Raw genomic sequence first — 26,783 nt, 5'->3', positions numbered from 1 at the left:
CTATGTTTTCGTCACCCTGCTTGCTTGTAACAAGAGAGAATTAAATGCAGGGGCGAAAGTCCGCATTGTGAAGTCCGACAGCGGATATGTTGTACTGCGCGATGGAAAAGCATTCGGGATAAACGGTGCCGGTGGAACATCCAATTTCAAGGCGCTGCGTGAGGCGGGAGGAACATGTCTGCGCATATGGGACACTACGCAATTGCAACAGGTACTGGACAGTGCACAGCAAAATGGCCTTGCCATCATCGCCGGTCTTCCGATCCGGAACAGTGATCAAAAGGACTTTTACAACGATCCAATCAAAGCTTCAAAACAGTTAGCTCAATTCCAGTCAATTGTTGACAGGCACAAAGATCATCCCGCACTTTTGATGTGGTGTGTGGGCAACGAGCTGGATTTTCCTTACAGCCCATCGTACAACCATTTTTATAGTGCCTTCAATGCAATTACAAAAATGATCCGCCGGGTTGATCCCGATCATCCAATCACGACCACTGTCCTGAATTTCAATAGAAAATACATCGCCAATATTCAGCTGCGATGCCACATTGATCTTATATCGTTTAATGTTTTCAACAATTTACGATTGCTGAAAGAAGATCTGAAAAGCTTTTCATGGTTTTGGAACGGACCCTATATGTTATTGGAATGGGGAACAGACGGCCCATGGACCGGAACACAGTGTACAGCCTGGGGTGCTTTCATTGAAAATCCGAGCAAAAAAAAGGCTGATGTTATATTGAAGCGATACCAGCAGGAAATACCTGTGAAAGACCCACGCTTTTTAGGGAGCTTTATATTTTTTTGGGGAAGCAAGCAAGAAACTACCTCTACCTGGTTTAGCCTGTTCGACGAATCCGGCAGAAAGTCCGAGCTGGTTGCAATAATGCAATACATATGGACCGGACAACTTCCGAAAGATCAATTTCCGCAGATACGTTATATGCTCCTCAACAACAAAGGGGCTGCCGATGATATTTTGCTAAACCCGGAAGAAGCGATGCACCCTGAACTTGTTCTGCATCAGAGAGACAGCATCAGGTCCGTGCATTGGGAAATTGTGCCGGAGGATTGGTATAAAGAAAACGGGCAGAACAGCTCGCAGCAACCGCGCCCGCTTGCTGCGAGCGTTGAATCCGGCGGCAGGCTTACCGCTCAGTTTAAGTCACCTGCGGAAGAAGGACCTTACCGTATTTTTGCGAAAATATACCATCACAACGGAACCTTCGCCAGCTGTAACACGCCCTTTTACGTGATCAGTGACCGATGAAGCGGATAACGATCACACCCCCAACAAAGCGCGAGCTTGTCACACTTTGGGTGATGATCTTCATTGGATGTGTTGCAATCGTATTTTTCCTCTGCCATGTGCTGAACCCTGCGGTGCGCGGCCATGTGCCACTGTACTGGATGCTGATGGTAACATTCGTATTCACTTGCCTGAAACTCCTTTACGAGTGGTACCATTATCTTTTTATTACCGTCCCAAAAACGCCGCCGCTTACCACGCACTTCACGGTCGATATCTTCACAACATTCTGTGCGGGTGAACCTTACGAAATGATCGTTGAAACGCTTGAAGCTGTAAAAGCAATTACCTACCCCCATGAAACATACCTGTGTGACGAAGCAAATGATCCTTTTTTAAAGGAAGTCTGCCAGGAACTGGGCGTGCATCATATCACCCGGACAAACAGAACAGATGCAAAAGCCGGTAACATTAACAATGCTTTGAAACAGTCAGCAGGTGAGCTGTGTGTCGTCCTGGATCCTGACCATGTTCCGGCCCCTGATTTTCTGGACCCCATTGTGCCGCACTTCGCCAATCCGGAGATCGGATATGTGCAGATTGTCCAGGCCTATAAAAACGGGAATGAAAGTCTGATCGCCAAAGGTGCTGCCCAGCAGACCTACCAGTTTTATGGACCCATCATGATGACCATGAACAAGTATGGGACCGTGCTGGCGATAGGCGCCAACTGCACGTTCCGGCGAACTGCGCTGGACTCCATCGGTGGGCATGCCGCCGGACTTGCGGAGGATTTGCACACGGCTATGCAGCTGCACGCCCAGGGATGGAAATCGGTGTATGTGCCTGAAATTATGGCACGCGGGCTTGTGCCGTCAACCCTTTCTGCCTACTACAGGCAGCAGCTGAAATGGTCAAGAGGTGTTTTTGATCTGCTGGTTACGGCTTATCCGAAATTGTTCAGCCGCTTCACCTGGCGCCAAAAGCTGCATTATGCGCTGCTCCCGATGCATTATCTGTCGGGCGTTATTTTCCTGATCAATTTCCTGATCCCGGTCATCGCACTTTGTTTTGGGGCCAGTCCCATGCAGATGGACATTTCGGAGTTTGGGCTGGCTGTTTTTCCCCTGATTGCATCCATCGTGCTGATCCGGCATTTTGTCCAATGGTGGGTCATGGAAGACGAAGAGCGCGGTTTCCACATGGTCGGGGGACTGCTCCTGATCGGTACCTGGTGGGTATTTATCCTTGGTCTGGTTTATACGATTGCGGGAAAAAAGGTGCCCTACGTTCCAACGCCCAAGGATGGCAATGAAGCCAATAACTGGCCACTCAACATTCCCAACCTCTTCATATTCGCTATTTCTGCGTTTGCAATAGGCTACGGATTGCTTACTGACTGGAACCCGTACAACCTGGTCATGGCAGGTTTTGCAGGATTGAACTGTCTTTTTATGTGCTTTACCATTGCGGCAAGCCGGCAACAGCAGTTCCGGTTCCTGCGCGCACAAAATCCCAGGCTGAATGCGCTGATGGGCCGCCTGAAAATAGTGAAGGACGTTTTATGGATATTGAGGCACCGGGTTTATACCGGCCTGCGCAGCACAGCCATGCTGGTTATGTTCCTGTTAGTCGGTGTCTGGATCTACAATGCAAAATTTAAGTTCCTGGAAAATGAGTCTGATTATCACAGACATGAAAGGCATGGCATGCGCAGGCCGCTTGGGCCGGGAAATGTTCTGATCACATCAGAAACATCGGGTCGGGAAGCAGCAATGCCCGATCTGTTGCCTCCCAATCCATCCGGAGCTGTAATTTCATTTAAAGGAATGCGCGGCGTCAATTATTTAAAAGGCTCCGACTGGAAAAACGAGTATGAGGCTTTTACGAAAAAAGAGCTTGTTTCTGATTTTAAAGAAATGAAAAGGATTGGGATTAACACCGTCAAGTTTTATGGACCAGGCATTTACGATCGAAATATACTGAGTGTCGCGGGAGCGCAAGGCATGAACCTTCATTATGGATTCTGGGTGCCGTCCGGCCTGGATTTCAAAAAAGATAAACAAACTCTGGAAGCGCTTTCACAAAAGATATTGCTGGCGGTAGGCAGCCATAAAGCAAACCGGAAAATCTTTTCCTGGAACATTGGAAATGCTGTATTCCAGAATCTGCGGTTCTATTATTTGCCCCGAGATTTAGCCGATCAACAGGATGCGTATTTGGTTTGGCTGAAAAAGCTGGTTTCGCAAATGAAAAAAGTGGATCCCAGCCGCCCCATCACGCTGGACATCCAAGCTTCTGAAACAATGCATGCTGCTGTTGCCAGAATAAGGGCTGCCATTCCGGGAATTGCGTCTTATGGATTGGTCTACTACAGTAATGCTGCTCAACATAAAATGCCGGAAAACTTTCCGCATTTTACCAGTTACGCTGAATATGACACCTATACCAGACATTCAGGTGATTCGGCGGGTGTTTTTATTTCAAACTGGCAGGATGTGCATGCTTACGAAAAGGTAACTTTTGACGGTTTAAAAGACGGGACTGGCCGCAGGAAAATTTCAATGCTGCAACTTGCCGCCAAATGGCATGGGCATGCAAAAACATGGGAACCACCCAAAACCAGAATTTTAAGACCTGCCGCAGCCACAGTTGCCGGATTGATGCTCGACTACCACGCAGTCATCCGGAAGGACGGGAATTGGTCACTGGCAAAAGACCTGAAAACGAGCTTCAAATTTGAATGGAAGCTGGTGCAGATGGATGACTATTTCAACCTCATTTCTTCAAAGGACGTGGGCACCGGCACCGACCTGAGCCTGCAAATACCCCCTGATCCCGAAACTTACAGGCTTTACCTGTTTGTGCTCGAAGGCAATGTGGTAATCGACATCATTGATTCCAGCCTGAACACACCACTACTACCGGAACCCCACTCGGGCCATTGATAAGGTATTTACAAAATGCTGAAAGGTTGGCTTGCTCACACTCCAGTCGGGAGGTGGAATGTTGCCCCACACTTTGGGATTATCGGCTAAATTGAAATAGCTCACACCTCTGATCTCCGGACGATTACCGATGACCTCGGCTGCTTTTTCCAACCATTTTTTCTTGAAATTTTCAGGGCCTTTCACACCAAACTCAGTGATGAAGATGGGCTTGTTTACCAGCCGCATCCGGTAGTGTTTGCGATTGTAAATGGTTTCGAAAGACTCCTGCTGCTCAGGATCTGTAATGTTCTTGTCGGGCAACCCGTATATGGCTATGCTGATGTAATCCACCACATCATCGCCCGGCCACCATTCGATCGAACCCCGGTCGCCGGCCGGTCCCCATACCTTTTTAATCCTTTTGTTTTTTGAACCGTCAAAGTTCATAAAGTACCGGAAGGCTTTGATATAAAGTACAGGATCCTGGCTTTGCCACGCATACCGGTGGATAGGGATTTCCATTTCGTGTGCAAAGCGCAGGTAAACGGTTTGCTTACTGGTTGCAAGTACACGGTAGATTTCAGCAAACTCCGCATCATAAATGCCATTAATTACATTGCCCAGTGCATTTGAATCTTTTTTGACCCCTGCATTATGCCACGGCTCGATACTCACAATGGCATCGTGGCGGCGAGAAACGATTGCATTGAAATCCCTCTCGAACTGACCGTTCTGCACAGCGATCAGATCGACAAAAATATGCTCCGCATCAATCAGTCCCGAGTTAACCAGCAATGCTTTGGGATCATATACACCAATCAGCGGTGTTCTCTTTTCGGTAACATTTGGAGCGCCTTCCGTGTCTTGTGTCTGATACAGAATGCCGGCATTGAGCCGCGTACTTGCAGCGGCTTTTACCAGCGCGGCTTTGAGATCAGCCTCACTGACGCTTCCCGCTTTCATAACCAGCACCGGCTTTCCGAACATTCGCATACGCTGTATTTTCCGCCTGACATTTTCCTCAGGGTCTTTCACAGCCGGGAAGGCAGTCGCTGCCAGTTCAGATTTACCATCAATCGTCACACTGATATAGTCCACAAAAACAGGCCCGGGCCAATATTCATCTGAACCAGGATAGCCCGCCGGTCCCCACACTATTTTCACTGCGGGAAAAACAGACCTAGCCAGTTTGCAAAAATGATTGAATGCTTCAATGTAGTCGACTGGCGCCTGGTATTGCCAGGGATACAGCTGCACAGGAACTTCCATCTCGGGGTTCCAGCGCAAATAGGTAGTGCCCGATTTCCTGGCCAGTGCCAGGCAAAATGCCTTGATTTTGGCATCATAAGCTCCTTCACGCACTTCTTTGAGCACATTGGGTGCCGATGCATAGTCGGTTCCCGGCATGGAGATGGTAATAATCAGATGCGCTGCATCAGGGATTTTTGCAATCAATTTGTTGATAGACGCATTGTCGGGGTGCTTGTCCAGTTTCAGCGCGTAGTGCGAGAACGAATGTGCTGTCTGCTGCGCGTTGAGTTCGAAAGTACCAATCACAGGTTCATGGAAGGTGGAATCCAGAGCATCATAGGATCTTACAGACGGCGATGTCAGTTTTTGAATGACAAACACCAGCAACAAGGTTGAAATGAGCCCGGCTGCAATCACTATAACCCTGGAAATTTTCATACGGTGACCAAGTGTTTGTTGCAAAAACCCAAGGTAGCGTTTTTCGATTATGACAGACCGTACCTCCGGAAAGTTAAAGTCGATAAACAGGCTGAGCTGATCAGATACGCCATTTACGATCTTGATAAACATCAATGAGTTGCCGGATCAGGGTAGATAGTTTTGTCCCATTCCATGGAAGGACAATGCAAATCAAACCTGTATCACATGAAATCCAACAACCTAAATTTGAGAAGTTTCCCGCTCGAAGGAGTAATTCTGCTACTTTCCCGACTGATCCCTCTGACCGCCCGTATACCCGCCTACCCTATTGCCCGGGTTTTTATGCTGTCGCTTCTTTTGCCGTATTCCAGCTTTGGGCAGGGATACGTGGAAGGTGTAAATGTGAGCTACGAAAACCTGCCCATGAAGATCAGAACCGAAGGACAGTATCAGAAATTTACAGGTAGCAACCTCAAAATAGCCACCACGATCCCCGTTTTTCTTACACCAAACAAGTCCAAATACCTGCTGGTCGGCGGCAATCTGGAAGCATTTCACTTTTCTGGTTCGCACCCGGGCTTTGAAGTGAAAAACGTTTACAGCATATCGCCCACACTAGGTTACAGCACGATGGTTAATAAGAAAATTAACCTTACCGCATTGTTTATGCCATTTCTAAACAGCGATTACAAGAACGTCAAAGCTTCGGACATGAAGTTCGGTGCGGTTGTCAGAGGAACCTGGAAAGTGAATGACAAGCTAACCTGGAAAGGCATTGTTGGCTACCGCAGGCAGTTTTACGGCCCGCAGTACATCGTACTGGTAGGTATGGACTGGAAGGTAAATGATAAGCTCTGGATATTCGGTGATCTGCCACATAGTGCTACGGTGAGTTATGCGGTAAACCAGAAGGTCAATGCGGGTTTCAACCTGTTTGTACAAAATTCAACTTACCGCTTAAACAACCAAAAACGCTATTTTGAATACAACACGGTCAATCCCGGCCTGTTTGCCGAATACTACATTTCGCCCGACTGGGCTGTCCGCGCAACTGCTGCGTATACACTGATCCGTAACATGGAGGTATATAACCAAAATGATAAAGCAAGTGGCTTTATTGACTTCTATGAACTGGGTAACCGCAAGGACCCGCTCAACCCGGAAGTAGCGGGCGGCCTAAGCTTTAAAGTGGGCCTGAGTTACAGAATCATTCCCGGAAAGCATTAATTCTTCCCTAACATTGACTATCATGAACAAAACATTAATCGGCTTAGCGGTAGGCGGCCTCCTTAGCTTGTTGCACATTTTCCCCGCGCATTCCAGTGTTCTTTCTGCGCCAGACACAAAGGATTACAGCCACTTAGCTGAAATTATGATTGATACAGCTGCTGAAATAAGCATTTTTGAAAAAACGGGCAAAATCTTGAAGGCCCCGGAAGATGCACTCACGCTGGCCAGGTTTGATGCCGGCGGCCAAGTACATACCCTTGCCGTGCTGCAAGACAATGGGGAAATGATTCGCGGGATTGATTTAAGTGCTGAGTTGGGAAAATATGAGCAAAACGCTTTTGAGGTGATCAAAGGGCTGGAATTTGATGAAATTGTAAAGCTTACCCACACCAGTGCCAAACATATTTCATTAAAGTATGCAGACCTGCTTCCCAGTGTTGGTGGTGAAACACACCTGGCGATTGGGATCAATTATGCAGAACACGGCAAGGAAACCGGGCAGGTAAGACCATTCATGTTTCCAAAATTTGTGCGCACCGACCCGGCCGTCCACCAGTTACAGTATACAAAAGGCTGGCTCCTGGACCACGAGGCTGAACTTGGTATTGTTTTCCCGAAGGCGGTTTGTTCCGCTGCTGACTTGAACAGCATGATGATCGGGTTTCTGGTTGTCAATGACTTTACCGACCGGGCAACATTGATGCGTAAAATGGATAGCCAGAACGTAATTGGCGGCAAAGGTTTCCCGGATGCCAAAAGTAACGAAGGATTTTTACCAACGGGTCCTTACATGGTAGTTCCAAGAAATTGGCGCGCATTTGTGAATGATTTAGAACTTTCGCTTTCGGTCAACGGTGAGCAGCGCCAGCATGGGAGTGCAAAAGATATGGTCTGGGATATCAGCCGGATCATCGAACAGTCACTGTCTGTGAAGGGCGAGAAAAAAAGTTATTATCAAGGTCAGATGGTCAAACTGTTTGAAGGAAGCTGCATTCCGGCCAATACCATTATCATGACGGGAACACCTTCCGGGGTTGTGTTCAATGCACCGGGCAAAGGTTTTATCATTGGGACAGTCTTCAAATACATTTTTACCGGTGCATTTTTCACGTCAAAAATGCACCCCTATATCTTGGAGCAGTATTTGAAAAACCAAATGAAAAATACCCGTTACCTGAAACCGGGAGACAAGGTAGAAACGTCCATCAGCTACTTAGGGACGATCCATACCAGCATTAACGAATAAATCCTGATTGTGTATCTTAGCCTGCGTGGGGGTTTTTCAGGAAACGAGTTGATACTTCCACGCACCTAAACTTGTCCGGCAAAAACAGACCAATGTATGGTAAGTCCAGAATCCATGACGAAAATAGAATCCTTTATCAGAAGGATCATTGACCCGAATGCGGATGAATGGGATGCCTTTGCCCGGATCGTTAAAACCAGATCATTGAAAAAGAAAGACCTCTTGTTGCAGGAAGGGCAGGTCTGCAATTTCATAGCATTCATTAATTCAGGTGTACTTCGGGAATACAGCTTCGAAAATGACAAGGAGAGTACCGTGGATTTTGTCAGTGAAAATCAATTTACCAGCGATTACCAAAGCTTTATTCTGGGATCGCCTTCCATGCAATACCTGGAAGCACTGACCGATGTGGAGCTGCTGATCCTGAAAAAGAGTGATATAAATGCCTTATACGATCAGTACAAGATCTGGGAACGGTTTGGCAGGTTGATTATCGAGCATGTGTTTTGCAGCTCCGAAGCGAAGCGGAAAAAGATTATTTCCACCTCGCATGAGGAGCAATACCGGAATTTTGCCGCGACCTACCCGCAGATAGTCCAGCAAGTCCCGCAATACTACATCGCTTCCTACCTGGGCCTGACGCCCGAACATCTGAGCAGGTTAAGAAAAAAGGGATCCTAGGAGTGTAACATGAAGTCAGCTAAGTCCTGCGATTTTTAGTACGATATCATTTATCCGATTTTGAGCTTTCTTAACCTGTTTTTGTTCAACTATTCAACATCAACCTCCTTCTCGCATTTCAGCGTCGTGACTTGCGATGGAAAACGTAAGTGACAGCAACGAGCAGTAGCAGACCTGCCGTGAAACCGAATGCAGCGGGAAGGCTGGTTGATTTGGCTAGGAAACCCAGAATCGCCGGACCCGCTAATTGTCCTGCGTAACCCATGGTGGTAATGGCAGGAATCGCAATTGTACTTGGAACGTCTTTAAGGCGCCCGCCTTCACTGAAAAACACGGGAACGGTGTTGGCTGCACCAACGCCTACTAGGATGAAGCCTAGTAAAGTGATGGGTATCCAGGGAGAAAATATGATCACCAAAAATCCTGTGGCAGCTACTAAACTGCCGCCAATGACGACGGTAGACGGCAGGATCCTTGTGACAATCCTATCACCCAGCAACCGCATTACTGCCATGGCAATCGAAAAGGATGCGTATCCTATGCCTGAGAAGGATTCTTCAATGTGCTTAAAATCCCGAAGCAGGATTGCGCTCCAGTCCAGCATTGCTCCTTCTGCAAGAAAAACCGAAAAGCAGAGAAAGCCCAGAAAAAGCACACGCTTATTGAACCAGGACTGCCCCGATGCATTGCTTTGATGATGGCCTTCACTATACCTGACAACAAGTGCATCTTCTAAGACTTTGTCCAGCAATGCATTGTATTTTACAAGAACGAGGATGAGAAGGATGATCGAAATACAACCTGCGGCCCAGATTGGATTCAGCCCAGAACTAATCAGAAAACCAATCCCCAATGAACCCAGAAGTCCGCCAACACTGAACAGTCCATGCAGGGAAGACATGATTGGCCTGCCGGATAAATTTTGCACCTGAACACCATGTGCATTCATCGCAACATCCACACTTCCCACCCCCGATCCAAATACAAACAGCATCAGTGCCAGGGAAAAAGAAGTATTCATCATGAGTAGAAGCGGTAAAGCTCCGGCCGTGACAAAGGTTGCGTAAAGGATTACCCTTCGGGAACCAAGCCGGGATATCAGCCATCCGGTTACAGGCATCATCATGAGTGCTCCGGCTCCCAGAAATAGCAGCAGGAAGCCCATACCGGCTTCATCCAGTTTAAGTTGATCTTTAACGTACGGCACCATGGGTGCCCAGCTTGAAATACCCAGTCCACAAATCAAGAAAATGACTTGTGTTGATGTTTGCAGCTGTGCGATGTTGTGTTTTGCAGACAAATCCATAAACGATCTTTTTGCAAACTTCTGCAATATTGCAGAAGTTTGCAAAAAGAATAGCTGTAATTTTTATAATATTTGAACATTCAGGCATACCGATCTGCCACCCAAAGCATACGCAGCTTTCTGCATGAAGCATGCTGATGTTGAATGCAGGTAACTACTATGCAGGTTGCAACCAGGTCTGATGCTACCGAAAAGCAGCTGAATGCGTTTTGTCTGTGCAGGTTTAAAAGATTTGCAGATCAGAGAAGCGATAACTTGCAAGCTGCTCGCTGTCACTTGGAAGATCTGTGATGATACCATCGATTTCATCCAGCCGAGCGACCTTGAAGTAGTCAGTTTTATTCAGCTTTTCCTGAGTGATCAATGCTACTGTTTTCCTGGCAGATTTAAGAAGGGCTTTTTTTACTTCACCATCTTCGGCAAACTGTGCCGTTATGCCGGTGTTGGAATCGAGTGCGCAAGTACCCATCAAATATAAATCTGCCACATATTTCGCTGCTTCGGTACAGGTTTGCACGCCTACGGTGGTTTGGGTACCTGGGATGTAGTTACCTCCCATGATGATGATTTCCACGTCTTTATGATTTACCAGGACTTGCGGCAGTGCCAGATTGTTGGTAATGATCCTTAGCCTGGTATTAAGCGGCAATGCAGATGCAACGGCAAGAATGGTCGTCCCGCCATCCAGAAATACGGTCTTTACGTCCGAGAGATGCTGCTGTGCTTTCAAGGCGATCCGCTGTTTACCCTCGGTAAACAATCCTTTTCGCTGCTGAAAGGTTAGTGGACTCTGTGCTGGCGAAATTGCACCTCCCCGCACTTTAACCATCAAGCCACTCTTGGCAAGTATGTCAATATCCCTGCGAATGGTGTCTTCCGACACGGCAAGTTCAAGGGCAAGTTCTTCAAAAAAGACCTGGTTGTTTGACTTCAGCTTGCTCAGAATATGTTCAAATCGGGTTTCTTTCAGCATGGTATAACTTCTTGCAAACTGGGCATTTTAATTTTTAAAGCTCTGGTGAATCCAAGACTTCTGTTCTTACAAGAAAAATGATCACCATAGACAAAGTTTGCCAAATTATACATATTTGCATTATTTCGCATCAACTAGCCAGGATTTAGAAATGAGAGAGCCAACAATGCAGTTCGAGATTGAAACCTATCGGTTTGATGATGACGGGATCATCCCTAATAGTAACCTTCCGGTGATTTTATACAGGAAAGTGTATTTAGAAAATGACAAATCGGATTGGTTTGAGTCCACTTTCATCAAAAACGGATGGACCAATAACTGGCGTGATACCATCCTGTCTTATGACCATTTTCATAGTACCACGCATGAAGTGCTGGGCGTCGGTGACGGGACGGTTACATTGCAGGTGGGAGGACCATCCGGGGTACACCTCACAGTACATGCCGGCGACGTGCTTATTTTGCCTGCTGGTGTCGGGCATGCTTCACTGCCGGGACAAAGTTACTATGAAATCGTCGGTGGGTATCCCGATGGCAAATCCTGGGATCTGATGACAGGTACAGAAGAAAACCGACATGATGCCTTAACCAACATCAAAGCGGTTGATTTACCCTTAACCGATCCGATTTATGGCTTGCAGGGTATGTTACTGAAATACTGGAATTAACGTTTTTCAGCATACAAACCTGTTTCAGCAAACCCACGTCTGAGCACCATGCAAAATAAAGCGTGCAAAGATGAGGTGAGGATTTGGGGCAATTCGCTTGGTTTATAGTAAAAAAAGCTGGCAGCAGCTTGCTTACAAGAGGGGCGTCAGCGAGACAATCATAATAGCAAAATAGGTTTCTATATACGTCCCCATCCTTTGTTACTACTATCAAAATCAATTACAATGGAGAAACGAAAAAGTGTTCAGTTAAATCAGGAACACCAAAAATCGAGGTTCCCCGTCCGAGGCATTTTGATCAATTAGAAGCTGCAATTCTAAAAATCCTTTTTTCAGAAGATCAGGTGAAAAATTTGAAGCGATCAGATTTTCTCTTTTTGTAGCTCGCTTATATAATCTATTTCCCCAGCAAAAGCTGATTAAAAGATTTCGTATTACTTACATTTAACAAAGTACTGTCTGTCAAGGCCACTATTTTCCAGCACAAGTACACTGTCTGAAAAAGTAGCAATTTGATACCGAATATCAGGGATTATTACCAGGCCATTAGAAATCCCTATATAGCGCGCATAGAAGGTATTACCTGTCACCCGGTATGCCCAGGGTTGTCCTTGGGCCGGCCGACAGGTTTCGGAAGAATCGGATGCGATGTAAAGGTAATCTGGATCGAATGTCCACCGGGTTTTCAACCCGCTAGTTGATGAGCGTAAGTTCCACGTTCCATTCAACATATTTTCATCGATTGATTCGTCCGAGTTTTTGCAACAACAAACCAGTACCATTAAAGTTAGGTAGGAAAAAGTCTTCATCATTTATAAGAATTTATAATTGAAGATGAAATCTGAGATTGACTAAATTGATAATTACCAACGGATATTAGCTTTACCCATCATTGAATAAGTACTTCTCTCCCATTAAAGCCTACCGAAATTCCATAATATACCTACTCCCGGGATTACAAACTGGATATTCCGGTCATAGCTTGTACTTGGTACCTCAGGTCTCAGCTTACCTATTCTATTCATTTCGTATGCCAGGGATAAGTAATAGTTAATTTTTCTTGCACTTTTAAGAATTGCTTTTGCAGATACCCTAGCTGCCAGACCATCAACACTTTCCTTATAGTTATATTTTGATCCCTTAAAGCCAAAATGCACATACCCTAATGCTAATTGGGGCTGAATTACAATTTTTCTAAGCTGCATTGTATAGCCCAACTTAACTTTTGGGCTAATTACATTTAATAAAACATCGGCAGGTGTGAATTTAAGAAAGGAAGAATTTATTAGCATACCGACATCCACTTTACTGGCTTTGAAAATTGTATAGTCAAGCCCAATATCCGCGATACCTTTGTAGCCAACACTAAATCCTTCATTCACAAAATTGGAGCCCACCGGAATGGGATAACCCAAATTAAGGGAAAAATCAGAACCTTTAAACTGAGCAAATGACTGCGTGCAAGTCAGTAACAAGATAGCAAATAAGAAGGCTCTTTTCATAGGAATTGCTATTTACGGTGAGATACATTGTATACGTGACAGATAAACGATTGTGCACATAGATTGTTATTTAGGAACGTATCTCAATTTACCTGCAATGCAAACAAACTTTCCTTTCGAATATCATAAACAGAAAGGAATTCTATACTGTTTATCCATCTGACAACCCACTGATTTCAAAAAGTTATTGTCTTATTATCGAAAATGCTTCACTCCTGTCCTGCTTAAATAAAAAGGCGCCGAGGGGCTTACCCAATTGTGAAAGATTTAAGTATTGAAATTATTATGCACTATGGAAAGAAAGGTAACTATCAAACAGGAAATTATATAAACTTTAAAGACGGGCGTTAATTGATGCTCAAAGGCTATCAAAGAGCAGCATTGGACCTGACACGTACGTACCGATCTCGCCGGACCCGGGCCTGGCAAAACTCAATTTACACTTGCTGCCCGAATAACCTACGGCTATACTTTGACAGGTTCTTCATTCATAAATTTCTCTGGTGTCAATGGCAGATCTCTTAATCTTTTACCGGTTGCATTAAATACAGCATTCGCAATAGCCGCTGATACACCTGTAATACCGATTTCACCAATGCCCCGCGCACCGATCGGCGATATATGCGGGTCAGGTTTACCGATAAAATGAACATCGATGGGCGGAACGTCCAGGTGAACAGGAACATGGTAATCTGCCAGTGTACGTGTCACCGGGTTACCCCAACGTTTATCATACTCTGTGGCTTCCATCAGTGCTGCGCCAATACCAAAGATCACACCACCGATAATCTGCGACCGCGCAGTTTTTTCATTCATAATCCGGCCCACGTCCTGAACACTCGTAAAGCGTTTCACGCGGATGGTACCAAAGTCTTCATCAACCCATACCTCGGCGAACTGAGCACCGAACGAATGAAAAGCATATTGCTTGATATCGCTGTTTTGTTCCGGGGGAGTTTGGCTCGGTGTACAAAGCGCACTTGGAACCGTCAGGCCCGCACCTGAAACCGGCAAAGTAGTCGCACAAGCCTCGATTTCACTTCGCTTTGCGCGGCTTAGGATATTTAGATACGAATCGGTTTTTTTATCATCTCCTGTCACAAAAAGTTTGCCATCTCCGTAACCGATTTCTTCCGGTTTGCGGCCGTTTAGCTTGGAGTCCGGGTCAGCAATGGCCAGGGCGGCAAGTTCTTTTCTCAATAACACGCAGGCTTCCATCGCAGCCGGATGAATACTCGCAGTGGTTTGCGAACCACCAGCAAGAGGCGCCGGAGGAAGACTGGAGTCGCCGATTTTTACATCAATGCGATCGACCGGCACGCCAAGTGCATCAGCCGCCGTCTGTGCCAATACCGTGTAAGTTCCTGTGCCAATATCGATGGATGCAGTCATGACCGTTACATCACCTTTTGCATTCATAGCCACCTTTACAGAAGCAGCACTCCGTCCGCCGGGGTAAGTCGCCGTAGCCATTCCATAGCCCACAAGGTATTTCCCGTTCCGGTTCTGCCTCGGTTCCATATTGCGGGCAGACCATCCGAATTTCTCTGCGCCAATGCGGTAACAGTCAATGAGGAATTCGCTGGAAAAGTCATGCCCCTTCATCGGGTCTTTGGTCGTATGATTCGTGATCCGGAATTCAATGGGATCCACTTTTAATTTGTAAGCCATCTCATCCATAGCACATTCCAGTGCAAAAGTGCCCGGGGATTCGCCGGGGGCACGCATGAACGTCGGGGTGCTGCGGTCCAGATGTGCTATATTATAGGTAACCTCACGAACCGGAGCCTGGTACAAAACAAGTGATTGTTTGCCACTGGGTTCAAAGAACTGTGTAAGATTGTTATAGGTAGCTGTATGATGGCGTATCATACTTAATTTTCCGGCAGCATCTGTACCAAGCGCCACTTTCTGGATGGTTGCTGCCCGGTGGCCAACATTGGTCTGCATCATTTGCCGTGTAAGGGCAAGCTTAACCGGCCGCCCGACTGCCTTAGCTGCCATTGCAACCATTAAAGTGTGCAGCCAGAGTCCTTTTGAGCCAAAACCGCCGCCCACAAAAGGTGCAATAACATGTACGTTTTCAGGTTTCAAGCCCAGGAAATAGGCTGCAATAGTACCCGTAAGTCCCACCCCCTGAGTGGCATCATATAAAGTAAGTTTATCCGTACCATCCCAAACCGCAATTGTAGCATGTGGTTCCATGGGATGATGATGTTCAGCAGGGGTCGAATAAGTATGATCCACTTTTTGCGACGCAGCAGCAAACGGGGCAGCGGTTTTTCCTTCATTGACCTGGGCCTCTTCACCCATGAACATCTTTGGCTTTTTGCTGTTGGGAATTTCGGTTTTCAGATCAACCGCGGCTTTCTCAGCCGTATACCGCACTTTCAATTTATAGGCTGCTGCACGGGCCTGCTCGTATGTTTCGGCCACAACCACTGCAATAAACTGTCCGGGATATTGCACGACATTCGTTTGCAAAGGCGGAAGGTTTTCTCCCAGAAAGGCCGCGCCTGCTTTCATCTGCGCCTGCATGTCCAGCGGCTTCAATTTCAGTGCATTTTTATAACTGATCACAGCAAGTACGCCGGGTTCTTTTTTAGCAGCAACATCATCGATCGATGCAATTTTCCCCTTTGCGATCGTCGCACGAACAGGAAAGGCATAGACCATGTTGGGCTGGTTGAATTCAGCGGAATAAGTTGCCTTGCCACTTACCTTCATGCGCCCATCAATGCGGTTTATCGGTTTACCGGTTTCGCTCATGATCTTAATTTTTGTTAGTGGTTGTTGACTCAGCTTCCATAGTTCCGTAAGTGCCGCCTTGCATAGCGCCATCAAGGGCACGCGCAATGGCTTTCGTGGCTAGTTCCACTTTGTATCTATTATGCTGCAATGGTTTTGCATTTTTAAGTTCGGCTGCGGCCGCTGCTTCAAAGTTTGCTTCCGTAGCTTCTTTTCCAACGAGCCATTTTTCAGCAACAGATGCGCGCCAGGGTTTATGCGCCACACCGCCCAGAGCAATTCTGACTTCTTTGATCATCGCGCCGTCTGTCACTAAAGCAGCAGCAACAGAAACGAGTGCAAAGGCATAGGAAGACCGTTCACGGATTTTCAAATAATATGATTTTTCGGAAAGCTCGTTTGCAGGCAGATCAATAGAGGTAATGAACTCGCCGCGCTTAAGATTATTATCCAGCTCTGGGTGATCTCCGGGAAGCCTGTGGAAATCTGCAAATGGAATACTTCGCTTTGTATGATTGATGCCTTCCACTTGTACAATCGCATCCAGCGCGGCCAGTGCTACTGCCATGTCTGAGGGGTACGTGGCTACGCATTTTTCTGACCAGCCAAAGATTGCATGGTTTTTATTGATGCCATGCAGCGCCCCGCAGCCTGAGCCTGGCTCGCGTTTATTGCAAGGCATACTTACGTCATAGAAATAAGTGCACCGGGTACGCTGATTCAGGTTACCCGCATTCGTGGCCATATTCCTTATCTGTGCGCTGGCACCTGCCAGTATAGCCATGGAAAGCAATGGATATTTTTCACGAATGATTTCGTTGTTTGCCGTGACTGTATTGGTAGCAGTAGCACCGATGGATACACCATCTCCTTTCTTTTCAATGTTCGAATATTGCAACCTGGTCACGTCCACAAGCTGTGTAGGACGCATCACGTCTTCTTTCATCAGGTCAACAAGGTTGGTTCCTCCACCCAGGTACTTAGCCGTCGGATCAGCCGAAACGATCCCGATTGCCGTAGCGGCATCAGATGCATTTGAATATTTAAATGGTCTCATAGGACGCTCTGCTTATTGATTAATGGAGTTGTTAGAAATGGGTAGGTAATAACTGGGAACATGTTACAATGTCCCGTCGGCAAACTGCCAGACCTGCGCCACCGCTTTATCGCCGTGCACTTCCCGGATGGCATCGACAATGTTGGGATAGGCGCCGCAGCGACAGATATTTCCCGACATGCGTTCACGGATCTCTTCATCGGAGAGGTCGACAGACTTGCTCTTTTTCCGGATATTGCCGGTCACATAACTGGCCTCTCCTCTTTTTGCCTCATCCATTAAAGCAACCGCTGAGCAAATTTGTCCGGGGGTGCAGTAGCCGCATTGAAATCCATCGTGTTTGATGAAGGAGGTTTGCATAGGGTGCAGTTCATTGCCGGATGCCAATCCCTCGATCGTAGTGACCTCTTTGTCCTCACATGTTGCGGCGAGCGTAAGACAGGATAGTACACGTCTGCCATCCACCAGCACGGTACATGCGCCGCATTGTCCATGATCGCAGCCTTTCTTTGAACCGGTAAGATCAAGCCGCTCCCGGAGGGTATCAAGCAAAGTCATTCTGGCATCAACCATCAGCTTCTGTGCACTCCCATTGACTTTAAACGAAATGTCGACCCCGTTCTCGATCAATATAGGCACCTGATGTTCGATCGGGGCACTCCGGGCCATCAACTGTTCAACACCCAACAAATTTGCGGCCAACAAACCGGTCCCCGTCATGGAGATGAGTTGGAGAAAGTGCCGGCGTTTGATACCAGATGTGATGATCTCGCCCATTTCATCGGGCATAAGTTCTTCCAATGCCTTTCGCTCCGCATCTGTGAGGTCAGGAAACTTTGATTTTTCGTCCATAAAGCGTTTGTGAGTGTAATCTAATGTATGACTTAGATCCCGGATTTTAGCAATATCTGCTAACAGTTTTTTGGACAAGCTAAATGCCGGCAAATTTTCACACTGCGCATCGTTCCAAACACTTTGAGTTTGTATCGCAGGAACACGATGTTCACGGTATCAGTAGAAAGAGCAGAAGTGTTAGCTTTTCCGCTTTGTATGCCATAAGTGCCTTAGCGTGGAGGCGTTTTACCATCTATTAAAAATTACCTGACAGGCCATTATAGGGTAACGCAGATGGCCATACGAGCGTGCTGTATTTATTCACGCAATTCACTAGCCAACTTTCAGGTCATTTGCATCGTGGCCAATTGCAATGATTCGGCCAAGCCTTCCAATTTAAGCGCCAGATTCAGAGATTTCGGCTTGTTGGATAATCAGTTGTTCCGGTCCTCCAAACGCATTGATTCTAACTGAGATTAACATCTGAAATATGTATTCTCACCGCCGCTCCATATTTCAACCAACTGATTTCTACACCAAAAGTGAAAGCGAAGTTTGTCTCTTGAATTCATTAAATCTTCCTAGCAGATTGGGTTTAAGAGGCAATCAGCATTTTAAACATATGCATTTTGCTAATGAATGAAAGAAAGGGAAGTTATACCTGTTTTTTTCATAAGTGGCAATTTATAAAAGGAAGACCGGAATCATTTGATATCTTCATTTCGCTTTAAAAAGGACTAGCCGGTGAAAATTAGCTAATTTAACAGTTCGACATTAACCAACAAGTATGGAATGTATATTGGAAAATATAGAAGCTATCTTTCGAAAAATGAAGGATCGAGGTTGGAATATAGACAGTCCACATAAATGGGGCTTCTGTTTTTTTAGCCGAAGTGCTGATCCATTGAAACTGATTTTTAAAGAACTGGAAGATCACAACTATAAACTTGAAAGTCTTACAAAATCCAACGGCGATTGGAGAATTGAAGTTAGTAAGGCTGAAATTCTGACACCACTTAAACTGCACAAAAGAAATATCGCATTTAATGAGCTAGCAGATCACTTTGATTGCGATTATGACGGATGGGATGTTGAACCAGTATAGCGGGTGTGTGACATATTTCCGTTACAAACTTTATAATTCGAGCAATTAAATCTTGCCTCACAATTGGCGTAGTATCACAAATTGCGCCTCCTAGTTGATGCATCAAGTTAATTCGCACGGGCAAATTTCTGTGAAACTTCGAGGGTAGTTCATGAAGGCTTGATCAACCGTTTTTATAATTTATCTCCTATTGTTTTCACCTTCTCTCCCGTAATCCTCTCTCACAAACAGGAGGGATCGTGAGAAAGGGGGTGCAGCGCTAACCTTCAATACCAGACCTTCGTGAGAGCCTACCTTTCAAAGCCTCCATATCTTCACTGACCTTCGTAACAAAAATCTTCGCATAAATCTGCCTAGTGCGAATGTTAGTATGCCCAAGCATTTTAGAAACAGTCTCAATCGGCACACCATTTTGCAGCGTCACGGTTGTGGCCAAGGTATGGCCTGGCAACGTGTAAATTGAGAATCTTATTAATCCCGCAGATTACGACAATCTCTTTCAGATAATCTTTCATCTTTTAATTACCCGGCACAGGCAGTGCCAGCCCGCGACCCGCAAACAGGATGGTCTCTTTGTATTTGTAGATAGTTTTAAGGCTTCCGTAGCAACGGAATGTGCGATTAGTGATTCTGGTGAGTAAACTTTGCAGACTGATTGACTCACCGAATCACTCACCAAAACTTTGAGAATATTTGAACGTTTTCGTATAGTTGCGGCAAAGAAAAAAGCCTGCAATCGTTTGATTTGCAGGCTTTTGATGCTTTTTGTTATTTCTTCCAGTGATCCCGCTGGGATCATACCTATCTAAATAGCAATCTATTAATCAAAGATTTATAGCCTTTCAAATCTCTTACTCACCTATTGACTCACCAACTAAATTAACTAGCATGCAATTACATCAAAGATAATGATGTTTAAATCTGTGTGCTTGCTTATTGGCCATAATGTTAATTATACAACATACATTTTACTACTAGTTATTGTGTACAATACAATTAGTAACATCATTTATATTAACAACTTACAACGAAATAAAAAAACTGGGCCGCCCGGCGGCAGGAAGTCCGTGCTTTTTAAAAGGAAAGTTGTGGAATTTATCATGCTGAAATTGCTGATCGGCACCAGATCTACAAGCAGCTGCACATCCCTCAGGCAAGCTTTGTCATATGAACCGGTGGTATTTCAAAAACCGATTAAAGCCTTGCTTTTCCGATTAGTGCTTGAATTTTCCAATTGCTATTGGCCTAAAATAGCTTCATTGAAGGGCTACCTGGCAGGCAGCCCTTCAATATTTATTGCACTATCGCAAGTTTTCGGGTTGTTGTTGTGCCGTCGGTTAAGGTTATTTTGATGAAGTACATCCCAGTTTCGAAGGCTTTGAGCCTAATGTGATTTATAGGCTTATTAACGGATTTGTAAAGCGTTTTGCCTTGGTTGTTCAGGACTTCAACATCTTTTACTTTCCACCAATCCGGTGCATCTAAATGAACACTTTCTGCTGCCGGGTTTGGATATACAGACACTTCGAAGCCAAATTCAAATTTAATTTGCTCCATTGTGGAGTAAGTAAATGACGCGTCTGTATCCATCATTTTCAGTCGGTAGTAATTGTTTCCGTTTGCAGGATTTTGATGCACAAAATGATAATTGTGCAGCCCTTCGATTTCACCCAATGCATTCACCTTTCCAATGTCTTCCCATGTTTTTCCATTCAGGCTATGCTGAATTCCGAAATAATCGCTGCGGGTTTCGGAAGTGGTTTGCCACGTGAGCAGTGTCGTGGCGGCTTCTTTTCTTGCAGTGAAGCTGGTTAGTGTGACCGGCAATGGAGGCTCTTCCGCTGATAACGAAACCATCCATATATCTTGCAAGCCTTTACGGACAACGGTTCTGTCCCCGGGCTGGTAAACGATGTCAGACTGTGAACTGCCAATCATAAAATAGCTGCCGTTAGGCATCACTGTACCAAAACACGGAAAATCCGATCCACTTCCACCAATCGTCTTGTCCCACAATTTATTGCCCGCACCATCCACTTTGACAAGCCAGTAGTCACTGCGGTAATCACTGTCCACATACTCTTTCTGATTTTCTGTTTTGTCGAAACCGGAATCGGACTTACTGGCACAGGTCAGCAGGTATCCTCCGTCGCGGGTTTGCTCTGCATAAACAATTTCATCTCTGTCCGTGCCGCCCAGCGTCTGGTCCCATAAGACCTGACCGGAATCATTTAATTTTACCAACCAGCCATCGTTATAATTGGTCCTGATCACGTCCTCCGTTTTATCAAAACCGATTGGTGAATAGGATAAACCCATCAGCAAGATATCCCCATCACGATTCACGATCATGTCGTTAAGCACATCCGACTGCGACCCACCAAGAGAACGTTCCCATAGCAATGCACCACCCGCATTTACTTTTATCCCCCAGAAGTCAAAGGACCCTTTTGCCTCCGACCTGTCGCCGTCCGCAGGACCATTTGACGATCCTGCCAGCACAAACCCGCCATCCTCTGTTTGTTGCAGGGCTTCCAGATTGTCCGCGCCTGATGTTCCAAATGTCGCATCCCATAGCACATTGCCGGTCGGCGACAGCCGGACTACCCAGAAATCTACACTTCCCTTTGAGGCCGAGGTTTTATTGCCACCAATGCCTGAATCGGACGTTCCTCCAACCAGAATTCCTCCGTCCGCAGTTTGAATGATCTTGTGTGGAATGTCTTCACCGGGCCCGCCGATCAGTTTGTCCCACACAACTGACCCATTTGCAGACAACTTTACAACCCAGAAGTCAGTACCACCTTTACCGGGTTCAACTTCATTTCCCGCCATGCTAAACCGACCCTGCGCGCAAAGCAGGTAACCGCCATCTGCTGTGGGGACAATGTCGCTGGAAAACGGGGGTTCGGTGCTGTTTTTTGTCAAGGTTTTATCCCAAATGCGGGTTCCCTCAGGTGTAAACTTGACGATCCAGGGGTTGTTATCGGTGCCTGCCTCTGATTTATCCTCTTCCGCCTCACTGGTAGCGTTCGCTATCATGATAAAATTACCGTCGCGCGTTTTTCTGACCGTTGGAAAATTAGGGTATCCTTCATGCCCCGGCGATGCATTGCCAAGGCTTTTGTCCCAAGCTAATACGGGCAAATTTAGAGGAGTGATTTCGGAAGAATCAAATGTCAGCTGCCCAACTGCCGAGTAAGTGATATTGTCGTAAACATCTATCATTTTCAACCGGTACAAATTTGAGCCTGCGACGGGCAGCTGGTGTGTAAAAGTATAGTCATGGGCACCAGCTCCCGGACTCTTCACCGTGAACACATGGTTCCAATGGCTGTTTACACCATGTTCCACTTCAAAGCGCGTGCTGTAAGCGTCCGCGTTGGTCTGCCAGGCAAGTGCTGACGTGCCACCGTTCTTTTTCACAGAAAACGATGCCAGCGTCTGTGGATTGGGTGTATCGCTGAAGCCTATAAACCACATATCGGACGTCCCTTTACCAGGAGCCTTTCGATCTGTCGTAGGAGTATACGGATTGTAATTATCGCAGCGACCTCCGACGACATAATTCCCAGGAGAAATTTCAGTAGCGATCCGGATTTGATCCTCCCAGTCATTGAAGATGGATTTATCCCAAACCTTTTTCCTATTTGCGTCAAGCTTGACGACCCAGAAATCCCGGGAGAAGGGATATTCATCCTTCATATTTTCGGACTTCTCATAACCCGCATTTGAATTGCTCGAAACCGCGGCCAGATAGCCCCCATCCTGCGTTTGTTCTACGTAATAGATTTCATCTTCTTCCGTTCCGCCCAGTGTTCTGTCCCATCGTTTTGTGCCCGTAGACGAAATTTTGATCATCCAGCCATCCCAGGCACCCCTGTTAATGTCTGATTTGTCCCCTCCTATGCCTGAGTCCGAATATCCGGCCAGAATGAAGCCTTCGTCTTTAACAGCATAAAGATGCCTAAGCACCTCAAAACCTGTCCCACCATAAGTTTTATTCCAAATCAGATTACCATCGGGATTTATTTTAAAAGCGATAAAATCAAGATTTCCATTACCGCCCGAACCCGCATCCGAATAGCCGGCGACCAAATAACCGCCATCATTGGCCTGCACCCCAAGACCGCCATAAAAACTTCCATCGCCCCCGAACGTCTTGTCCCAAAGTTTCTCACCGGTAGGTGAAAACTTTACTACCCAAAGGTTAGCCTCCGCTGTGTTGGGCGCTGATTTATCGCCTCCGGCAACAGATTGCGAAGTGCCCGTAACCAGGAAGTTGCCGTCATTAGTCTGAAAAACCGCGCCCGGAGTGTCGTCGCCACTACCTCCAAAAGTCCTGTCCCATTCGATATTGCCACTTGCGGACAGCTTGATAATCCAGTAATCCAATCCCCCTTGCGTGTTTTGCGTCTTATCACCACCTATGCCCGCCTTGGAACCAGCGCATACAACGTAACCGCCATCGCTGGTTTCCGTAATTGCGACATTTGAAACTGCATCAGCCTCACGGAGCGTTTTGTCCCATATCTTCTGACCGTCCGCATTCAACTTGATGATCCAGGGATCCCGGCCATTCAGGCCTGGTTCGGTCTTATCACTCTGGTTTTCATGGGATGCAGTACTGGCAATAACCAGATTGTCATCCGATGTCTTTATAATTTTATCAGGATAAGCTGCTCCGCAACAGTCACCTATTCCGTTCCCAAATGACTTTTGCCATTTTATAGAAGGCTGCGCAAGAACACTTCCCAGTGAACCCAGGCAAAACACTATGAATGTTTGGATTAAAATTTTTTTCATAAATACAATTAAGTTACACCCTTGGCTTGTTTGCCGTCGGACTGCGGTTACTGGTCTATTTAATTATTATCAGTTTGATCGCCTCAGTGAATGTATCCGACTCCACTTTCAGCAAATAAATGCCTAGATTAAATGATTGTCCGGCAATGTCAAGTCTTGTGTTTTCACCCGGTTTGACGTTCTGAGGTACTGGAATAGTGAGGCTTTTACCAGCTGCATTGATCATTTCAAAAGAAATCGCACCGGCATGTTCCGGCGAAAGTGAAATGGTAAAGTGGTCTTTGACGGGATTTGGATAGATGATTGACGGCTGCTTTTCCTGTACTTCTGATAAAACTTCTTCCAGGCCTAGCCTTGCCGCACTGTTTGTTGCTTGAATGACTAGCTGCGGCGGATTGGCCGAAGCTTCCCGGCTATTTAAAATTATCCTTGTATTTCTATTGTTTGGGTCACTAAGAAGCAGACTCACCAGCTTTTCTCCGGATTGCTGTTGAGCTTTAACATAGCTGGTTACATCAATCTCGTAATATTTATATGCATCGGTAATGGTCGTAAACCCGAGGGAAGAAGTTGACGCACCTGGAGCATTGGACTTTGTGATGCCGACTTCAGTCCAGTTGTCATTGTCGATACCATAGGCATGTAGAGAGATAGCTTTTGTGTTTTCATGGTTATGTCCGTAAATACGAAGCTTCGCTGAACCAACTGTGGTGGATGCAGGTAATTGAAACCTTAGATAGGAAGAGCGACGAACGGCAGGATCACCTGAAAAGTTTTTGATCTCCAAGTTTCCAAAAAGTCCAAAATTGCTACTGCCATAACTGCCCTCCCGTACATAGGCATCGGCCACCGGAGAAAGGGTAGTGCTTGTCGCAATTACTTCAATTGCACAAACTTTTGGCAAGTCTGCCGCTCCGGTCAAAAAATCAATATTCAGTACACCGTCTGTTACAATAACGGAAATCGTTAACTGGACGGCACGCATAGCACCTCCTGCTGCAGAAAATATGTCATAGTTTGTCAACTGGCGGACGCCTTCAATGTTCACGTTAAACCGACGGCTGCCTGCACCGCCTTTTTTGCCAGGAGCACCGAAATAGGTTTCAGCGAAGTGCAGAGTTACGTTCACCTGACCATTGCGAACTGGAATGTTGTAGTTGAATGAAGGAGAGCAACGAGCAGACTGATACAGGGCGTCATTTGTTGTATTGAGAATATCGCCTGAGGTAATAGAGCTTGTGCGGTCTACGCCGGAGTAGTATTTGTCTCCAATAAACAGCTTCTTGGTGGCGGTGGTGAAATCCGGTCCACCGGCGTTGATGCGGAGGGTGGTTTGTGGGAGGGCCGGCTGGTCTTCTTCAAGGTAGGCCATCCACACATCAAATCTGCCTTTACGCCACATCGAGCGGTCTCCCCTTGCATAGAACAGGTTTGAATTGGAAGATCCGATCATCACATAATTGCCGCGTGATGTCTCCGATCCGTACCGTGGACCGTCACCGCCGTCCCCACCGGTCGTTTTGTCCCAGATCTTGTTCCCCCGGGCATTCAGTTTGATCAACCAGAAATCACCCTGTATATCCGAATCGTCGTAGGTCTTCTGGTTCTCTGATTTATCATATCCAGCATCTGACAGGCTTGTTGCGCTTATTAAATATCCTCCATCCGCTGTTTTTTCAATATAGGTAATCTCATCTGCTTTCGCTCCTCCCAACGTTTTGTCCCAAAGAACCTGGCCCAAAGAATCAATCTTAATCATCCATCCATCGGTGGCTATTCCACCTTTGCGATCCTCTGTTTTGTCAAAGCCGGCATTGGAGTAGGAAAAACCCACCAGAACAAAAGAGCCATCCGATTCCGGCAGAACTTCACTTAAGTATTCCATTTCAGTGCCCCCATACGTCTTCTCCCATAGCTTATTACCCACAGAATCAATCCTGATCGTCCAGAAGTCAAGCCCGCCCTTTACTTTGGTTTTGTCTCCGTCGGCGGGGGCTTCTGACCGGGATGATATCAGATAACCTCCATTCTGTGCCGGTCTGATGATGGCGTAATCCTCGTTGCCGGATGTGCCGTATGATTTGTCCCATTCCAATTGACCAGAAGCTGATAGCTTCACCACCCAGAGATCACGGCCTCCTCTGGATCCGGAAGTTCTGTCACCCGTGGCTCCGGATGCCGAGTAACCTGCGGCAATGTACCCACCATCACGCGTTGGAATCACAGAAGTTACAACATCTTCTAAACTCCCTCCCAGCGTCCTGTCCCACTCGATGTTTCCATTGGCGGACATTTTGACGATCCAGTAATCATGATCACCTCTGCCCGGCTCTGAGGCAGTCGATCCCTTTGTATTGTAGCTGGCCACTGCCATCACACTGCCGCCATCGGGTGTTGCAATGATGTCACCAACTGATGAAGCATTAGTATATCTGAATGTCTTATCCCAGATTCTGATACCATCCTGCGTGATTTTGATCAGCCAGGCACCAGCCCCGGCATTTGATTTGTCTTCGCCGGCTTCTTCGGACGACTGAGAAAGGATAAGAAAATTACCGTCAGTAGTCCGGGCAACCCTGCTGCAACCAGTTATGCCCATTCCATTTCGAACGTCATTGCCAAAATTTTTATCCCACTTAAATACTGGCTGACCAGTTGAGGTTATCTGAAAAGCAAAAAGCAAAAGCGATAACTGCCAGAGTAAATGTTTTTTCATAATAGGTAATGTTCGATTGAGTTACAAAATACTTCCAACCCATATAGACGGCAGTCAAC

At 46.3% G+C, this 26,783-nt stretch carries 16 protein-coding genes; 7 read left to right on the top strand and 9 right to left on the bottom strand.

The features are described 5' to 3' along the window. Nucleotides 1–67 precede the first annotated feature (67 nt). A complete protein-coding gene (locus tag HWI92_RS04270) occupies nucleotides 68–1,273 on the top strand; it encodes a glycoside hydrolase family 2 TIM barrel-domain containing protein (protein WP_229248875.1) in 1,206 nt (401 codons plus the stop codon). Next, nucleotides 1,270–4,200: a glycosyltransferase family 2 protein gene (locus tag HWI92_RS04265; protein ID WP_204660933.1), complete on the top strand. Its 2,931-nt coding sequence runs from the start codon at nucleotides 1,270–1,272 to the stop codon at nucleotides 4,198–4,200. The genes HWI92_RS04270 and HWI92_RS04265 overlap by 4 nt, the downstream gene beginning before the upstream one ends. Here HWI92_RS04265 and HWI92_RS04260 read toward each other — a convergent pair. Further along, a complete protein-coding gene (locus HWI92_RS04260; RefSeq protein ID WP_204660932.1) occupies nucleotides 4,174–6,003 on the bottom strand; it encodes a glycoside hydrolase family 26 protein in 1,830 nt (609 codons plus the stop codon). The two genes, HWI92_RS04265 and HWI92_RS04260, sit on opposite strands and share 27 nt — an antisense overlap. Nucleotides 6,004–6,078: 75 nt before the next feature. On the opposite strand from HWI92_RS04260, the gene HWI92_RS04255 reads away from it, so the two are divergent. The 3 genes from HWI92_RS04255 (at nucleotide 6,079) to HWI92_RS04245 (ending at nucleotide 9,010) form a co-directional block, all read left to right on the top strand. Then, nucleotides 6,079–7,080, top strand: a complete 1,002-nt coding sequence (locus HWI92_RS04255) for a DUF6268 family outer membrane beta-barrel protein (RefSeq protein WP_204660931.1) — start codon at nucleotides 6,079–6,081, stop codon at nucleotides 7,078–7,080. Between the two features lie 22 nt (nucleotides 7,081–7,102). After that, nucleotides 7,103–8,329, top strand: coding sequence for a fumarylacetoacetate hydrolase family protein (locus HWI92_RS04250; RefSeq protein ID WP_204660930.1), 1,227 nt, complete (start codon nucleotides 7,103–7,105; stop codon nucleotides 8,327–8,329). Nucleotides 8,330–8,425: 96 nt separating this feature from the next. Further along, entirely contained in the window at nucleotides 8,426–9,010 is a 585-nt protein-coding gene (locus HWI92_RS04245) for a Crp/Fnr family transcriptional regulator (protein WP_204660929.1), read from the top strand. Between the two features lie 118 nt (nucleotides 9,011–9,128). Here the strand turns inward: HWI92_RS04245 and HWI92_RS04240 are convergent, their stop codons facing one another. Together HWI92_RS04240 and HWI92_RS04235 are read right to left on the bottom strand one after the other, a co-directional pair. After that, nucleotides 9,129–10,343, bottom strand: a complete 1,215-nt coding sequence (locus tag HWI92_RS04240; protein WP_229248873.1) for an MFS transporter — start codon at nucleotides 10,341–10,343, stop codon at nucleotides 9,129–9,131. A 196-nt stretch (nucleotides 10,344–10,539) separates the two neighbouring features. After that, on the bottom strand, nucleotides 10,540–11,289 hold the full coding sequence (locus tag HWI92_RS04235; protein WP_204660928.1) for a DeoR/GlpR family DNA-binding transcription regulator: 750 nt from the start codon (nucleotides 11,287–11,289) through the stop codon (nucleotides 10,540–10,542). A gap of 151 nt (nucleotides 11,290–11,440) precedes the next feature. On the opposite strand from HWI92_RS04235, the gene HWI92_RS04230 reads away from it, so the two are divergent. Continuing rightward, nucleotides 11,441–11,956: a cupin gene (locus tag HWI92_RS04230; RefSeq protein ID WP_229248871.1), complete on the top strand. Its 516-nt coding sequence runs from the start codon at nucleotides 11,441–11,443 to the stop codon at nucleotides 11,954–11,956. A gap of 914 nt (nucleotides 11,957–12,870) precedes the next feature. Here HWI92_RS04230 and HWI92_RS04225 read toward each other — a convergent pair. From HWI92_RS04225 to HWI92_RS04210, 4 genes are all read right to left on the bottom strand, one after another. Then, a complete protein-coding gene (locus HWI92_RS04225; RefSeq protein ID WP_204660927.1) occupies nucleotides 12,871–13,458 on the bottom strand; it encodes a hypothetical protein in 588 nt (195 codons plus the stop codon). A 465-nt stretch (nucleotides 13,459–13,923) separates the two neighbouring features. After that, a complete protein-coding gene (locus tag HWI92_RS04220) occupies nucleotides 13,924–16,227 on the bottom strand; it encodes a xanthine dehydrogenase family protein molybdopterin-binding subunit (protein WP_204660926.1) in 2,304 nt (767 codons plus the stop codon). Between the two features lie 4 nt (nucleotides 16,228–16,231). After that, nucleotides 16,232–17,263, bottom strand: a complete 1,032-nt coding sequence (locus HWI92_RS04215; protein ID WP_204660925.1) for an FAD binding domain-containing protein — start codon at nucleotides 17,261–17,263, stop codon at nucleotides 16,232–16,234. Nucleotides 17,264–17,326: 63 nt separating this feature from the next. Continuing rightward, a complete protein-coding gene (locus HWI92_RS04210) occupies nucleotides 17,327–18,115 on the bottom strand; it encodes a 2Fe-2S iron-sulfur cluster-binding protein (RefSeq protein WP_204660924.1) in 789 nt (262 codons plus the stop codon). 781 nt (nucleotides 18,116–18,896) lie between these two features. Here HWI92_RS04210 and HWI92_RS04205 point away from each other — a divergent pair. Continuing rightward, on the top strand, nucleotides 18,897–19,202 hold the full coding sequence (locus HWI92_RS04205; RefSeq protein ID WP_204660923.1) for a ribonuclease E inhibitor RraB: 306 nt from the start codon (nucleotides 18,897–18,899) through the stop codon (nucleotides 19,200–19,202). A 1,293-nt stretch (nucleotides 19,203–20,495) separates the two neighbouring features. On the opposite strand, the gene HWI92_RS04200 is transcribed toward HWI92_RS04205, so the two are convergent. Both HWI92_RS04200 and HWI92_RS04195 read right to left on the bottom strand, forming a co-directional pair. Then, entirely contained in the window at nucleotides 20,496–24,008 is a 3,513-nt protein-coding gene (locus tag HWI92_RS04200; RefSeq protein ID WP_204660922.1) for a T9SS type A sorting domain-containing protein, read from the bottom strand. Nucleotides 24,009–24,063: 55 nt separating this feature from the next. Further along, nucleotides 24,064–26,724: a CBM96 family carbohydrate-binding protein gene (locus HWI92_RS04195; protein WP_204660921.1), complete on the bottom strand. Its 2,661-nt coding sequence runs from the start codon at nucleotides 26,722–26,724 to the stop codon at nucleotides 24,064–24,066. Between the last annotated feature and the right edge of the window lie 59 nt (nucleotides 26,725–26,783).

The organism is Dyadobacter sandarakinus, assembly GCF_016894445.1.
In the GTDB taxonomy this organism is placed as follows: Bacteria; Bacteroidota; Bacteroidia; order Cytophagales; family Spirosomataceae; genus Dyadobacter; species Dyadobacter sandarakinus.
The sequence above is the reverse complement of the archived record's forward strand: the minus strand, read 5'-3'. Positions and strand labels throughout refer to the sequence as shown.